Consider the following 15299-nt stretch of genomic DNA (forward strand, 5'->3'; position numbering starts at 1 on the left):
AAACAACGCGTAGGGCTGCCTCCTTGCATGGCAGGTTTGCCGCTCAGACCTGATATTCCTCGGCGATATTGTTGGCCGCCTTGATCAGGGCATCCATCACAAGACGCACGCCGGGCGATCGGCGCATATCCGGGTGCACCACCATCCACACACTTTCACGGCTGCGGCCTTCGACATCTGCGTGGATCAATTCGAGTTCATCATCGCGATCACCAAAATAGCGCGGCAAAACGCCGACGCCATGGCCGGCGGCAATGAACTGACGGACGGTTTCGGTATCATCAGCACGGAACCGACAGGGCAATTCCCGATCAAGGACCGTGCGCACCCATTCCCGTTTGGATGCACCATATGTGGTGTCCTCATAACCGCAAAATTCCCAGTCCATTTCCGGCACGCGGTCCTTATAGCCAACCCCGCCATACAGCCCCACACCCAGTTCAACCAGTTTGCGGGTAATCAGGCCCGGTTCACGCGGCGTGATCATGCGTACGGCGACATCGGCTTCACGCCGCGCCAGATTGACGATATTCGCCGCGCCAATGATTTCGAATTCGAGTCCCTTATGCGCCTTGAGCAATCGGGCAAGACGCGGTGCGAACAATACACGTCCGGCGACCGGGGGCACGGAAATGCGCACAACCCCGTGGGCGGCTTCATCGCCCTTTGCCTGTCGCTCGAATGTCAGGGCTTCTTCTTCGACTCGTTCGGCCACAGGAACAAGGTTTCGACCTGCTGATGTCAGCTGCCAGCCACGTGGCAATCGGTCAAAAAGTTTTGTGCCAAGATCACTTTCGAGCGCCTCGATCCGCCTCGCAACGGTGGTATGTTCTTTACGCAAACGTCGCGCCGCACCGGACAGGCTATTTTCTTCCGCAAGAACAAGGAAGTAGCGTAAATCATTCCAATTCATAGGCGTTATTTGGTCCCTTGGAATCTGTCAAAATCGTCGTGCATTTTTGCACAGTAGCTATGCAAAACAAAGTAGTTCCCGTTTTATTTCGCATATGACATTTTCCGCCCATCGAAACGCAAATCAACCGTAGATCATAGGAGGCCATCATGGCACACACGGTTTCCGCTGCACCGCAATTCAATGCTGCTACCGACCCGTTCGCGAAACGCATGCCGTTCGGATCGCTTCTTGGCCAGATCGCAAGCAAGATCGGCCCCTCACGTGCCCATAAGGCCGCGAACTACGGTTGGGATTCACTTAGCCACGCAGAACTTGCCGACCTCGGTCTGCAGCGCAAGTTCAACGGTTCGACCTGGTATGTGGACCGTATCAAAGGCTAGGCCTTGAATCGGTTGCGACACCGAAAAGTCGCATGGACTACCCTGATGAAAAAAGGGACCCGTTTGGGTCCCTTTTTTGTGCTTGGGCTTCATTTAGATACGAATGGGATACCAGCGGGTAAGTCTCGTCATACCACCAGACAAATGACTCGTAGTCATTTTTGAGAATTCTCATTCCAGCCCAACCCCATAAGGTTCTTATCCCAGCAACCCATAAAACCCTGGCGATTTTTCGACAAAGATTTGTCTGATGAAATGACAATAGAAATCCAATATCAAAATAAACTCATGAAGACTGAAAAACAAAGGATTACAGCGCGTATATATATGTTTTTACGGCAGAAGTCCTATTCGACAACACAAAGAATGCATCCCTGCCATACCTTGACGCATGGCTGAACGAAGGGCGTAGAATTGCTCTATCAATTCAGGATCATGTCCGAAAAAGGCCTGCTTCCCCGCCACCGCAGTCACCTTTTTCATCCTGAAAAAAGACAAGAGAGCAAGAAAATGAGTGAAGCAAACTTCAAGCTGAACCGACGCAGTTTCCTGCAAGCCGGCGCAGTCGGGACGATGCTTTCGGCAGGATACTCTGCCAATGCATTTGCCCAATCCGAAACGCCCCACCTTTCAGATTATCAACCCGAATATTTCACGGCCGACGAATGGAAGTTCATCGTCGCAGCAACCGACCGCTTGATCCCGGCCGAGGGTGATGGCCCCGGTGCGCTTGATGCGCATGTTCCGATCTTTATTGACCGTCAGATGGCTGGCGATTTCGGCAATGCCGCAGACTGGTATATGGAAGGTCCGCATGATCCCGATGCACCTGCCGAACTTGGCTACCAATCACCATTGACGCCAGCCGAAGCTTACCGGGCCGGTATCGCCGAACTGAACGCATTGTGTCAGACCGAACACGGCGCTGTTTTTGCCGAACTCGACAAACAGACCAAAGATGCCGTTCTCGCCGCACTTGATGCAGGTGAAATCAAACTGTCGAGCACGCAGGGTGCCGATCTGTTTGATCTGTTGCTGCAAAACACCAAGGAAGGCTATTTCGCCGACCCGATGTATGGCGGCAACCACGAAATGGCTGCGTGGAACCATATCGGTTTCCCCGGCGCCCGTGCGAGCTTCCGCGAATGGGTTGGTGTCGAAAAACCCTACCCGCTTGGTCCCGTCGACATTTCCGGAAAGAGGGGCTGATCACCATGGCAAGACAAGAGAAAAAACGTGACGTCGTCATCGTTGGTCTTGGCTGGACCGGCTCGATCCTTGGCATGGAACTTTGCAACGAAGGCCTTGATGTTCTGGCACTCGAACGCGGTGAAGATCGCGATACCGTTCCTGATTGGAAATATCCAAATGTCGCGGATGAACTGAAATACGGTGTCCGCTATGGCTTTATGCAGAAGCCGCGCAACTCGACCCTGACGATCCGCCGTGACCTGTCGGAAACAGCGCTTCCCTATCGCCATCTTGGATCGTTTCTTCCCGGTGATGGTGTCGGCGGTGCCGGGATGCACTGGAACGGGCATACTTTCCGCCCGATGGCCGAAGAACTTGAACTTCGTTCCTATGTCGAACGCAATTTTGGCGCAGACATTATCCCCGACGACATGACCATTCAGGACTGGGGCGTGAACTACGCTGAACTTGAACCCTATTTTGACCGCTTCGAGAAGATCGCCGGCATTTCCGGCAAGGCGGGCAATCTCAACGGTGAAACCGTCGAGGGCGGCAACCCTTTCGAAGCGCCCCGATCAAGCGACTATCCGATGCCACCGCTTGATCAGACAGTTGACTCAAACAAGTTTGCCGATGCGGCAAGAAAGATGGGGTATCACCCCTATCCGCGCCCAGCCGCAAACGCATCGCGTGCCTATACCAACCCGTATGGCATGCAATTGGGCCCGTGTAACTTCTGCGGGTTCTGTGAGCGTTATGGCTGCCTGAACTATTCCAAGTCATCCCCGCAGACCTGTATTCTTGATGCCCTCAAACGCAAACCGAACTTCGAATACCGCACCAATGCGGAAGTTCTGAAAGTCGAACTTGCCAGTGATGGTAAAACGGCAAAAGGCGTTACATATGTCGACGCCAATGGCGAAGAAGTTTTCCAGCCTGCGGACCTGGTCATTCTGGCCGCCTATCAGCTGCACAATGTCCATCTGATGTTGCTGTCAGGCATCGGGCAACCCTATAACCCCAGAACGGGTGAAGGTGTAACCGGTAAGAACTATGCCTATCAGACCAATGGCGGGACGGCACTGTTCTTCAAGGATATCGACTTCAACCCGTTTGTCGGTGCCGGGTCCAATGGCCACGTGATCGACGATTTTGCGATCAATCAGATCGACTTTGCTGCCGAAGGCTTCATTGGCGGCAGTTATATCTCGTCAGGCACCTTCAATGGACAGCCAATCCGTTCCATGCGCCTGCCGGCCGGAACACCCAAATGGGGTGCAGGTTGGAAAAGCGCGATCAAGGAATGGTACGGCCACTCGATGTCAATCGGCTCGCATGGCTCGAACATGTCCTATCAGAGCAACTATCTTGATCTTGATCCGACCTACAAGGACAAGCACGGTCGGCCGTTGATGCGCATGACCTTCAACTGGAAGGATAATGACATCCGGATGACCCAGTTCATGAAAGGCCGGATTGAAGAGCTGGCCAAAAGCATGAACCCGGACATCATGCAGTCGGGATACAAATCCAAAGGCGCCATGTATGACGTTCGCCCCTATCAGACGACGCACAATGTCGGCGGCGCCATCATGGGATCAGAACCGAACAAATCGGCACTGAACCGCTATTTGCAAAGCTGGGACGTTCATAACGTCTTTGTCATGGGGGCATCTGCCTTCCCACAAAATATCCAGTACAACCCGACGGGCACTGTCGGGGCACTCGCCTATTGGGCTGTGGATGCAATCCGTAAGGATTACCTGCCCAATCCGCGACCACTGGTATAAGGCAGGGGCATCATCATGAACAAATTTGCAAAACTCGTCGCTGCCCTTCTGGTTTTGGGCATCGTTGTACTGGCATTGATTATTTTTGTGCCAGCGTCCAGGACCGCGCCGGTCAGCAGTTTACCGGCCAACTTCAAAGCCGCAGAAGGCCATGGCGAATACGTCATGCGCCTGGCAGACTGCAAGGCCTGCCACACTGCCGAAGGCGGCAAACCGTTTGCGGGTGGCCGTGCAATCGAAAGTCCGTTCGGAACGATCTGGTCGACCAATATCACCCCGGACCCGAAAAACGGTATCGGGGGATATAGCCTCGATGACTTCCGCGCCGCACTTTATGACGGGATTGAACCGGATGGCACGCACCTTTATCCGGCCATGCCGTATGAAAACTATCGCAATCTGAAGGAAGAAGACGTACGTGCCTTGTACGACTACTTCATGAACGAAGTCGCACCGGTTTCGGAAGCGGCCCCCGAGACTGACCTTGCATTTCCATTCAACCAGCGTTGGGGCATTCGTCTGTGGAACTGGCTTGCTCTGGGCGATGCCGGTCACCCGGATCTCTATGACGATGCGGTCCTGAACCGTGGCGCCTATCTGATCGACGGTGTCGGCCACTGTGCCGCATGCCATAGCCCGCGTAACACCATCTTTGCGCAAGCTGGCGAAACTGCCGAAGACAGCGACTACCTTGCGGGTGGTGTCATTGGAAACTGGCCAGCTCCAAGCCTGTATGGCAAAGGGTCTGCACCGGAAAAATGGAGCGCAAATGACCTTGCTGCCTATCTGTCGACCGGACGTAACAGCCATTCGGCGGTTGCGGGTGAAATGACACAGGTGGTGGGGGAATCCCTGCAATATGCCAGTGATGAAGACATGCACGCGATGGTGACGTACCTGCGTCACATCAATGGCAAAACAACTGGTGGACCGGACCAGATGACCAATCTGGCTACCGATGCCGGGAATGATGCGGACAACAGTATTGCCGCAGCATCGTCCAAACGTGCCGATCTGTCGGGCGAAACCGTGCAACTTCTGGCATCGGCCGATCCTGCGATGCCGCTTGGTGCGCGTCTTTATCTCGACAACTGCAATGCCTGTCACTTTGTCAATGGCAAGGGCGCACATGGTGTTTTCCCAGCACTTGACGGCAATGCCCTTGTGGTATCGGACACAGCCGGTGGCTTGATTGACGTCATCTTGCATGGCGCACGGATGCCATCGACCGACAAGCGTCCGGAACGGCTTGCGATGCCAGGATTTGGTGATCGTTTGTCTGACGAGGAACTCGCAGAACTTGCAACCTTCGTCCGTCAGGGCTGGTCGAATGATGCGTCGGCCGTAACTGCCGATGACGTCGCCGAACTTCGCGCTGCAGGCTTCGCTCACTAACCCAGACGCCACAAAACAACCTCAATAAAAAAGGGACCCGAAAGGGTCCCTTTTTCGTGTGCAGGCTTTGGCGTTTGATCCTGAAACAATCAGCCGCGCAGCGCCTTGACCTTGTCGGTCGCTTCCTGTGCAAGTTTGGTGATCGTGCCCCAGTCACCGGCCTTGACCGCATCCTTGGGCGCGACCCAGGAGCCCCCCACGGTGATGATGTTTGGCAGGGCCAGATAGTCGGCCAGGTTGGACAGCGACACACCGCCAGTCGGGCAGAAGGATACCTGCGGCAGTGGCCCCGAAATAGCCTTGAGCATTGAAACACCGCCCTGCTGTTCTGCCGGGAAGAATTTCAGGATGTCGTAGCCATGATCAATCAGGTTCATGATTTCCGACGGTGTCCCGGCACCCGGAAGCAACGGGCATCCGGTATCCTTGGCTGCCTTAAGCAAACCTTCGGTATGGCCGGGCGACACGGCGAAGGCACATCCGATTTCGGCCATGCGTTCCATCTGTTTGGCATTGATCACGGTGCCCGCACCGGTAATCGCATCGGGCACCTCGGCGATGATGCGCTTGATGCTTTCTTCGGCCGCGGCGCTCCGCAGGGTGATTTCAAGTACCGGCAGCCCACCAGCGACAAGCGCCTTGGCCAGCGGCACGGCATCGTTGGCGTCTTCGATCACCAGAACCGGAACGACCGGTGCCTTGAACAGAATTTCACGCGATGAAAGGCTCATTAACTTTCCTCCAGGTTTCGATTACGCCGTTAAAATCTTGGCGCAACCGATCAGGGCCGGGTATTTCGCCGTCATCAGGCGCACCGGCACATCATTCATCAAATCACGGAACCGCCCCTTGGCGATCATGCGCTCCTTGAGCGCGCTTTTCTTCATGTAATCGGTAATGCGCGGGCCAATACCGCCGCCGATAAACACCCCGTCAAAGGCCCCAAGGGTTAAGACCAAGTCCCCGGCAACACCGCCAAGGAACATGCAAAACCGTTCCAGCACCTTAAGACACAGGGCATCCCCGTCCTTAAGGGCACCATCGACAACCTCGGCCGCAGTTTTGGGTTCGACATCAAGCCCCTCAATCGCGGCAAGCGCCCGATAGAGGTTTTCAAGCCCCATGCCCGACAAAACACGTTCGGCTGAAACACGATCAAGTTCCTGGCCCAGGAATTTGACGATCTCGTAATCCAGATCATCAATCGCCGGCAGCGACACATGCCCGCCTTCACCCTGTATGGGCAACCATTTTCCTTCGTGCAGCAGCAGCCCCGAGACGCCAAGACCAGTCCCTGCCCCGACCACAGCCAATGGCAAACCCGGACGGCCCGGACCATCAAACAGCGTGATCAGGTCTTCGTCCCCGAGATAGGGCACCGACATGGCAAGACCGGTAAAGTCATTGACCACCACAAGCCGATCCAGATTGAATTCGGCCTTGAGTGCCTCCTTGGAGAACACCCACGGATTGTTGGTGAACTTGACCGTATCGGCCATGGCGGGGCATGCCACCGCCACAGCAAATTCACGCAAATCCGTGCAATCGGTTTTCGCCATGAAGTCCCGCATGGCATCGCCGATGGTGGCATATTCACGCACCGGCAATGTCATGGGTGTGTGGGGATCGCCTGCTTCATCCAGCCAGGCAAAGCGGGCATTGGTCCCGCCAATATCACCAACCAGCTGCATTACGCGACTTCAGCCTCCCCCGGGAAGGCCGCAGAGGCACCAAGTTCAGCCAGACCAACATGTTCGCGGAAGACACCAAACATCTCGCGGCCAAAGCCATCCTGATGTTCGGCCTTATGATCAAAGGTCGCAAAGTCACGCTTGGCCAATTCGGCGTCGGTGACATTGAGCAACAATTCGCCGGTTTCGGCATCAAGACGAATGATATCGCCATCCTGAACCTTGGCGATCGGACCGTTCATCATGCCTTCGGGCGTGACGTGAATGGCGGCCGGGACCTTGCCCGATGCGCCTGACATACGGCCATCGGTTACAAGGGCAACCTTGTAGCCAAGGTCTTGCAGAACGCCCAATGGCGGGGTCAGTTTGTGCAGTTCCGGCATGCCGTTGGCTTTGGGGCCCTGGAAGCGGACAACACAAACAACGTCACGATGCAGTTTGCCTTCCTTGAAGGCATCCATCATTTCTTCCTGCGATGTAAACACCGCCGCCGGCGCTTCGATCACGCGGTTTTCCGGCTTAACAGCCGAAACCTTGATCACAGAACGGCCAAGGTTACCCGAAAGCATACGAAGGCCACCATCGGCACTGAATGCCTTTTCGGTCGGACGCAGGATTTCTTCGTCATGGCTGGTTTCCGGCGCATCCCGCCAGGAAAGCTTGCCATTATCCAGATACGGCTCGGTACCATAGGCCGCCATGCCACCGGTATGAATCGTTTCAAGATCCGGGTGCAAGATACCGTTCTTAAGCAGATCAGAAATCACAAAGCCCATGCCGCCAGCCGCATGGAAGTGGTTCACATCGGCCTGTCCATTCGGATAAACGCGGCAAAGCAACGGCACGATGCGCGACAGCTCATCGAAATCATCCCAGCGAAGCTCGATCCCGGCTGCACGCGCCATGGCCGGAAGATGCAGGGTATGGTTGGTCGAGCCACCGGTCGCGAGCAAGCCAACGATCCCGTTCACAAACGCCTTTTCATCAAGGATTTTGCCAATCGGGCGATAGTCATTGCCAAGCTTGGTGATGGCAAGCGCACGACGTGCGGCTTCTTCGGTCAGCGCATCGCGCAGATCGGTGTTCGGGTTGACGAACGCCGCCCCCGGAAGATGCAAGCCCATGACTTCCATCAGCATCTGGTTGGAGTTCGCCGTGCCATAGAAGGTGCAGGTTCCCGGGCTGTGGTAAGACGCGGTTTCTGCCTCAAGCAGTTCCTTGCGGCCAACTTTGCCCTGGGCATAAAGCTGACGGATGCGGGCCTTTTCATTATTCGGCAAGCCTGATGGCATCGGCCCGGCCGGGACAAACACCGCCGGGATATGGCCATACGAAAGCGCGCCCATGACAAGACCCGGAACGATTTTATCGCAAACACCAAGGTAAAGGGCCGCATCAAACACATCATGCGACAGCGACACGGCTGTGGACATGGCAATGACATCGCGTGAGAAAAGCGACAGTTCCATGCCCGGACGGCCTTGCGTCACGCCATCACACATCGCCGGAACACCACCGGCAACCTGTGCGGTGCCGCCTGCTTCAAACACGGCCTTCTTGATGCGGTCAGGGTAAACGCCCAACGGCTGATGGGCCGACAGCATATCGTTATAGGACGTGACGATGCCAAGGTTTGCACCGTCTTCGCCGTTAATGCGCTGCTTTTCCGCAGCCCCGCAACCGGCCGAGGCATGGGCAAGGTTGCCACATGACAGGGCGGAGCGGTGCGGACGATCAGATGCCGCTGCCTCGATCTTGGCAAGGTAGGCTTCGCGGGTTGGTTTGGAACGCTCGATAATGCGTTTTGTAATCTGTTCTATTTCACGTTTCATGGGGTTCAGCCTTTCGGGTTCTCGGCGCTCCACCACAGATCGACGGGGACATCGTTCTGCTGCAAGATTGCGCGAACCGGCATCTCTTCGATTTCCGTGCCGTTTTTCGCGGTTTCATAGGTCGACCATTTGGATTGTCCGGTAATATGGATGGCAATGTACCGGGAATTCAGGATGGCGGGCAAAGTCATGCTGATGCGCGGGACCGGGGATACGGTCGGGCGGGCAGCGGCAACCAGTTCGCCATGCTTGGGATAAAGCCCATTACCCAGGGCTTCGGGGGTCGAGGACGGGAAAAGTGATGCGGTATGACCATCATCCCCCATCCCCAAAAATACGATATCAAGCGGCCAGTGCATTTCAGTGCGCAACCGCGCGCTGACGGTTTCGACCGCGTCTTCCGGGCTGTTATCGCCTGTTTTCAGCGACACAAAGCGGGCGTTCTGCGCTTCGTTGATAAACAGGTTATCGCGCACCAGCTTTTCATTAGACTGATCATCATCAAGCCCGACCCAGCGATCATCGCCAAGGGTGACAATCACCTTTGACCAGTCAAGGCGCGCCTTGGACAAGGTTTGAAACAGCGGCTTTGGAAAGCGTCCACCGGCGACCGCAATGCTGGCGTGGCCGCGGGTTGCGATGGCAAATTCCAGACGATCAACGGTTTCCTTGACCATTGCCGCAAGCATTTCATCGCCGCTTTTGAATGTGCGTTCGTTTGTCATGTCTTCTTCCCGAAGTTGGGGTCATGGCGCGTTTGCGCAAGGCCCCGGCACACAAGTACCGGGGTGCACAATGCTAGAACCCGGCTTCTTCGTTCCAGGTCCGGCCATCGCGTTCGATCAGGGCGATGGCAGCAGACGGGCCCCACGTTCCGGCGGTATATCCCTTGGGCGTAACATGATTGTTCTGCCACGCATCCTGAATGGCGTCGACCCACTGCCAGGCAATATCCTGTTCATCGCGGCGGACAAACAGGGTGTTGTTGCCATCAATCGCATCCAGCAAAAGACGCTCATAGGCATCCGGGCTGCGGCCACCAAAGGCCTCGGCAAAGGACAGGTTCAATGCCGTCGGGCGCAAACGCACAAGCCCCGGTCCCGGGTTCTTGTTATTGAGCACAAGATGGATACCGTCATCCGGCTGCAGGCGCAGGACCAACTTGTTGGCCTGATAGTTGGTCATGGATTTTGCCAACGGGAAAATCTGGTGCGGAACGTCACGGAACTGAATGACAATTTCCGAATGGCGTTTGGGCAAACGTTTGCCCGTGCGCAGATAGAACGGAACACCTGACCAGCGCCAATTATCAAGCTCCGCCCGGATGGCGACAAAGGTTTCCGTGGTGCTGTCGGTATTGGCCCCTTCTTCTTCGAGGTAACCCGGCACTTCCTTGCCACCCACAGCGCCCTTGCGGTACTGGCCGCGCACGGTGGAGCTGTCGATGTTGCTATCGTTGATCGGCTGAAGGGCTTTCAGCACCTTGACCTTTTCATCGCGGACCGCGTCCTGATCAAGGACATAAGGCGGCTCCATCGCGACAAGGCACAAAAGCTGCAACATATGGTTCTGCACCATATCGCGCATGGCACCGGCATCGTCATAATAGGACCAGCGGCCCTCGACACCGACTTCCTCGCCGACCGTGATCTGTACGTGATCGATATGCGCGCTGTTCCACAGCGGCTCGAACATGGCGTTGGCAAAGCGCAGGATCATCAGGTTCTGCACCGTTTCCTTGCCAAGATAGTGGTCGATACGGAAAATCTGGTTTTCCTCGAACACTTCACCGATCTGGCCGTTGATTTCGCGGCAACTGTCAAGATCATGGCCCAGCGGCTTTTCAAGCACGACACGGGAATTCGGCGTCACCAGACCGGCCTTTTTCAGATTAAAGGCCATGTCGGCAAACAGCGACGGACTGGTCGAGAAATAAAAGACGCGGTCGCGATCAGGCTGATCGGACAGCTTTTCATACAGGACCTTGAACCCGCTTTCATCGCCGGCAGAAACCTGCACATAGGCGATGCGGCTGGCGAACTTCGTCCACGTCTCGGGTTCGAATTCGCCTTTGGGAATGAATTTCTTCCCGGCTTCTTCCAGCTTGGCCCGGAAATCTTCGTCGCTATGTTCGCTGCGCGATGCGCCAAAGATGCGGGTCTCATCATCGAAACGCCCGGTGCGTTCCATTTCATACAGTGCGGGAAAAAGTTTACGTAACGCCAGATCTCCGGTCCCACCGAAAATCACGATATCCGCGATACGATGCTTAAGCCTTTGCCTTTGTTTCATTATGCCCTTAGCCTTCCAACGTTTCCTTCCCGTCGCCAAGGTGGGACCCTGGATCTTGCGATCCTGGCAGACAATCGGGGCACGGCCGATGCCGTGATGCAGAACCGGATTTTCCGATCCCGCCTGTTATTTGTCACCTGACAGGAATATGACACCCATCTTGATGACCGATGGTCTGTCGCCAAACACCTGACGACCGGAGCATGACGTCCGGCCCTGCTGTGTCCTGATCAGCAAGGCTAATTCGTCACGATCCTTACGCGCACTGTTACACGATCCATGGGGGCAAGACCACTGCGATCACGCGCGATAGAAGACGTTTTACCGAAATCCGGTTTAACCGTAACAGTTTGTTGCAAAACCACTGCAATTACAGCCGGATTTCCTGCATTTTAGGACAGTTGAAACATCGTGCAACAATTTGATTCTGCCAACACCCCCGCACGCACGATTGAAACAGTTCGGACGATTTGCATTTGGCGCACGGTTTGTTCCAAAAAACGATCTCTTGGACCGGTTCAATCGGCGTTTAATTCCCATCAACCAGCGAGAACACAAAAGAACATTGAAACAAGACTCGCGCGGAATCGCTGTTTTCTGCGCCTTTGCGATCTCATTGGCACAAGAAAACCTATTCTCGTTCCTGTTCTCACCACAAGAATGAGAACATTTGTGAACGAAATTTAATTTATATATATCATATACTTAACATGAATTATCCTTCTTTGTTCCAATTTTGTTCTTGCGAGAACAAAATTGGAACAGTATGGTTTCCTCAGACAGATTGAGGAGGACACACCATGCTGAAACTGATCGAAAACCCGACCCGCTTAAACGAGCTTTGCAGCACAGTCGCTGTTGTCGGCAGCACAGGATTTTTCCTGTTTGTGATCGGACTTGGCATGGCCCAAACCCTTCGCGGTCTTGTCTAGGAATTCCCAACACACGTTATTTGTGTTTCTGAGGCCCGGACCATAAGCCACCCAGCTTTTGTCCATCACGGGCGTCTGACCGGCAGGCAACCCCGCACCCAAACCCTGTCCCGCCTGTCGGTCAGACCTTCCCTACGCCCGGTCTTCCCCATGTGGCCTCATAGACCGCAATAATGCTTTCCGCATACTCCGCCTACTGGCGCCGCTATTTCCCCAATAGCGGCGCTTTTTTTTTTGGTTTGCACGTACCCGGTACCAGATTGCCCCCCAACAGAAAACATGAGCCTTCCTCACATTCACCTCATCAATCGCCTGCCAAGATCCAACGTTACATGCCAAAAACTTTTTATTGCATCGCAACAGTTTACGCTGCATCGCAAAATTTCACTCGACAAACCGGCAAAATTTCGTTTGAATCAGGGTGAAAAAAGATAATTCGTCATTTCCTCATACTTTATGGCTATTGCTTGTCTGCGGAACTCAAGTAGGCTTTGAAGCAACAATTGGATTTCAGAACGCTGATCCCCAGATATTGAGCAACGGGCGTCAGATCGGCCAACGGAAATTATTCGTCCCGACCGGAATTCTGAAAAAAGCCAGATTACGCGCGCGGGTACGCTGTGCGCGGATAAAACAGGGTGAAATGCCGTAAACCAGGTCGGTGACCACTTAAACCTTTGTCGGTCACCCGGGAGTGAGAATAAATGCTGTATCACCTTTATGAATTGCAGCACGCCACAATAAGCCCGCTTCGCATGGCTGCTGACGCCAGCAAGAAGTGGCTGCGCAATCCGGCCAATCCAATGTCCTATACCCATCAGGGTCGGGCAGCGGCCGCAGCGTGTGACGTGTTCACGCATATTACCCATCGTTACGGCAAACCGGAATTCGGTCTGGACACGACGGTGATCAACGGTGAAACCGTGCCGGTCACCGAAGAAATCGTCCACAGCGAAGCTTTTTGCAACCTGTTGCATTTCAAGCGCGAAACCGACCATCTGAAAACACAGCCCGACGACCCGCGCCTGTTGATTGTAGCACCGCTTTCCGGACACTTTTCAACGCTTCTGCGCGGCACGGTCGAAGCACTTCTGCCCGATCATGATGTCTATATCACCGACTGGATTGATGCCCGTCTGGTGCCCGTCCACCTTGGCCATTTCGATCTGGATAGCTATATCGATTATCTGATGCGCTTCCTGCGCAAGCTTGGCCCGAACACCCACATGATGGCCGTTTGCCAGCCCTCTGTGCCGGTGGTTGCCGCAGCATCCCTGATGGCAGCCGGCAACGAAGCCTGCCAGCCAGCATCGATGACCCTGATGGGGGGCCCGATTGATACCCGCGAAAACCCGACCGAGGTCAACAAGTTCGCCAAGCAGCATACCCTTGACTGGTTTGAGCAGCATGTGATTTCACACGTTCCACTGCCCCATGCGGGTGTGATGCGCCGGGTGTACCCGGGCTTTATGCAGCTTGCAGGCTTCATGAGCATGAACTGGGATCGTCACGTTTCCGCCCATCACGACATGTTCAATCACCTTGTCGAAGGTGATGGCGAAAGTGCCGATGCCAAGCGTCATTTCTATCAGGAATATCTGGCGGTCATGGATATGACAGCCGAGTTTTATCTGCAGACGCTGAAGGTCGTGTTCCACGAACACAGCCTGCCCGAGGGTACGATGCGCTGGCAGGGCGTTCCGGTTGATCCATCCGCCATCACCAAAACGGCCCTTCTGACCGTTGAAGGTGAACGTGATGACATTACCGGCATGGGACAGACCCGCGCGGCCCACAAGCTGACCACCAATCTGCCTGACAATATGCGCATGCATCATCTTCAGCAGGGTGTCGGCCATTACGGTGTCTTTAATGGACGCCGCTGGCGTGAACAGATCAGCCCGCGGATCAAGGAATTCATCCGCCGTCACGATCACGAAGGCAAAGGTGCGCGAAGTGCTCCCAATGTCACGCACATCAACGCGGCCGAATAACACCTAACCGCAACCCCATATCAAAAGCCGCCTGCATAAAAACAGGCGGCTTTTTTGGTTTGATCGCGGTACTGCTATTGACCAAAAGACACAGGTGAACCACCCCTCACGGCAACGCGTAAAGCCTTAAACAGCGAAACAACGACTGAGCCCACCACCATGACCAGCTTGACGACATTTGACACTTTTCCAAAAGACAGCCTTGCCGTCGTCTGTGGCGCAACAGGCGGCATCGGAAAGGCCTTTGTCGATCATTTGCGGGCCAGCGGGCGGTTTTCAGGGGTGATCGCGCTTTCGCGATCCAGCAGTCCTGCCCTTGATTTTGATCGCCCGGAAACCGTCGCCGAATGCGCGGATTATATCAAAACGGTTGGTGGCGAAGTACGCCTGATCATTGATGCGACGGGATATCTGCATGACGAGAATTTCCAGCCGGAAAAATCCCTGCGCCACATTGATGCCGACTACATGGCCAAGCAGTTTCAGATCAACGCGATTGGCCCGGCGCTTTTGATGAAGCATTTCTGCCCGCTGTTGCCGCGTTCAGGCAAATCTGTGTTTGTCACCCTGTCAGCCAAGGTTGGTAGTATCGGGGATAATCGCATGGGGGGCTGGTACGGATACCGTGCGGCCAAGGCAGCGCTTAATCAGCTGGTTAAATGCACCGCGATTGAAATCGGGCGGAACAAACGTGATTGCGTTTGCGTGGCCCTTCATCCCGGCACGGTCGATACCGGGCTTTCCGGTCCGTTTGCCAAATCCGGACTGAAGGTGCAAAGCCCGGACGAGGCGACGGCCAATATGCTGAACGTCATTGATCAGCTTGAGGCCCAGAAATCAGGCGGGTTCTTTGCCTATGACGGTACAGAGCTGCCTTGGTGATCCG

13 protein-coding genes are annotated in these 15299 nt (G+C 55.0%); 7 read left to right on the forward strand and 6 right to left on the reverse strand.

The window, feature by feature from the left end; translation table 11 throughout:
• Positions 1-43: 43 nt before the first annotated feature.
• A complete protein-coding gene (locus tag TH2_RS19285) occupies positions 44-913 on the reverse strand; it encodes a LysR family transcriptional regulator (RefSeq protein ID WP_008892128.1) in 870 nt (289 codons plus the stop codon).
• A gap of 149 nt (positions 914-1062) precedes the next feature.
• Between TH2_RS19285 and TH2_RS19290 the strand changes: the two genes are divergently transcribed.
• The 4 genes from TH2_RS19290 (at position 1063) to TH2_RS19305 (ending at position 5672) form a co-directional block, all read left to right on the forward strand.
• Entirely contained in the window at positions 1063-1296 is a 234-nt protein-coding gene (locus tag TH2_RS19290; RefSeq protein ID WP_008892129.1) for a hypothetical protein, read from the forward strand.
• A gap of 510 nt (positions 1297-1806) precedes the next feature.
• On the forward strand, positions 1807-2505 hold the full coding sequence (locus tag TH2_RS19295; RefSeq protein WP_040824730.1) for a gluconate 2-dehydrogenase subunit 3 family protein: 699 nt from the start codon (positions 1807-1809) through the stop codon (positions 2503-2505).
• A gap of 5 nt (positions 2506-2510) precedes the next feature.
• Positions 2511-4277 (forward strand): GMC family oxidoreductase, encoded by a 1767-nt coding sequence (locus tag TH2_RS19300; RefSeq protein WP_008892131.1) that lies wholly within the window; start codon positions 2511-2513, stop codon positions 4275-4277.
• A 15-nt stretch (positions 4278-4292) separates the two neighbouring features.
• Positions 4293-5672 (forward strand): cytochrome c, encoded by a 1380-nt coding sequence (locus TH2_RS19305; protein WP_008892132.1) that lies wholly within the window; start codon positions 4293-4295, stop codon positions 5670-5672.
• Positions 5673-5761: 89 nt separating this feature from the next.
• Here the strand turns inward: TH2_RS19305 and TH2_RS19310 are convergent, their stop codons facing one another.
• From TH2_RS19310 to zwf, 5 genes are all read right to left on the reverse strand, one after another.
• Positions 5762-6403, reverse strand: a complete 642-nt coding sequence (locus TH2_RS19310; protein WP_008892133.1) for a bifunctional 4-hydroxy-2-oxoglutarate aldolase/2-dehydro-3-deoxy-phosphogluconate aldolase — start codon at positions 6401-6403, stop codon at positions 5762-5764.
• Positions 6404-6424: 21 nt separating this feature from the next.
• Positions 6425-7363 (reverse strand): glucokinase, encoded by a 939-nt coding sequence (gene glk / locus TH2_RS19315; protein ID WP_008892134.1) that lies wholly within the window; start codon positions 7361-7363, stop codon positions 6425-6427.
• A complete protein-coding gene (gene edd, locus TH2_RS19320) occupies positions 7363-9195 on the reverse strand; it encodes a phosphogluconate dehydratase (protein WP_008892135.1) in 1833 nt (610 codons plus the stop codon). The genes glk and edd overlap by 1 nt, the downstream gene beginning before the upstream one ends.
• Positions 9196-9200: 5 nt before the next feature.
• On the reverse strand, positions 9201-9920 hold the full coding sequence (gene pgl, locus TH2_RS19325; RefSeq protein ID WP_008892136.1) for a 6-phosphogluconolactonase: 720 nt from the start codon (positions 9918-9920) through the stop codon (positions 9201-9203).
• Between the two features lie 73 nt (positions 9921-9993).
• Positions 9994-11487: a glucose-6-phosphate dehydrogenase gene (gene zwf / locus TH2_RS19330; protein ID WP_008892137.1), complete on the reverse strand. Its 1494-nt coding sequence runs from the start codon at positions 11485-11487 to the stop codon at positions 9994-9996.
• Positions 11488-12287: 800 nt separating this feature from the next.
• On the opposite strand from zwf, the gene TH2_RS21910 reads away from it, so the two are divergent.
• From TH2_RS21910 to TH2_RS19340, 3 genes are all read left to right on the forward strand, one after another.
• Positions 12288-12419, forward strand: a complete 132-nt coding sequence (locus TH2_RS21910; protein WP_255356223.1) for a hypothetical protein — start codon at positions 12288-12290, stop codon at positions 12417-12419.
• Between the two features lie 704 nt (positions 12420-13123).
• Positions 13124-14413, forward strand: coding sequence for a polyhydroxyalkanoate depolymerase (locus TH2_RS19335; protein WP_008892138.1), 1290 nt, complete (start codon positions 13124-13126; stop codon positions 14411-14413).
• Positions 14414-14572: 159 nt separating this feature from the next.
• On the forward strand, positions 14573-15295 hold the full coding sequence (locus TH2_RS19340; RefSeq protein WP_008892139.1) for an SDR family oxidoreductase: 723 nt from the start codon (positions 14573-14575) through the stop codon (positions 15293-15295).
• Positions 15296-15299: the final 4 nt, after the last annotated feature.

It is taken from the genome of Thalassospira profundimaris WP0211 (genome assembly GCF_000300275.1).
GTDB classification, from domain to species: domain Bacteria; phylum Pseudomonadota; class Alphaproteobacteria; order Rhodospirillales; family Thalassospiraceae; genus Thalassospira; species Thalassospira profundimaris.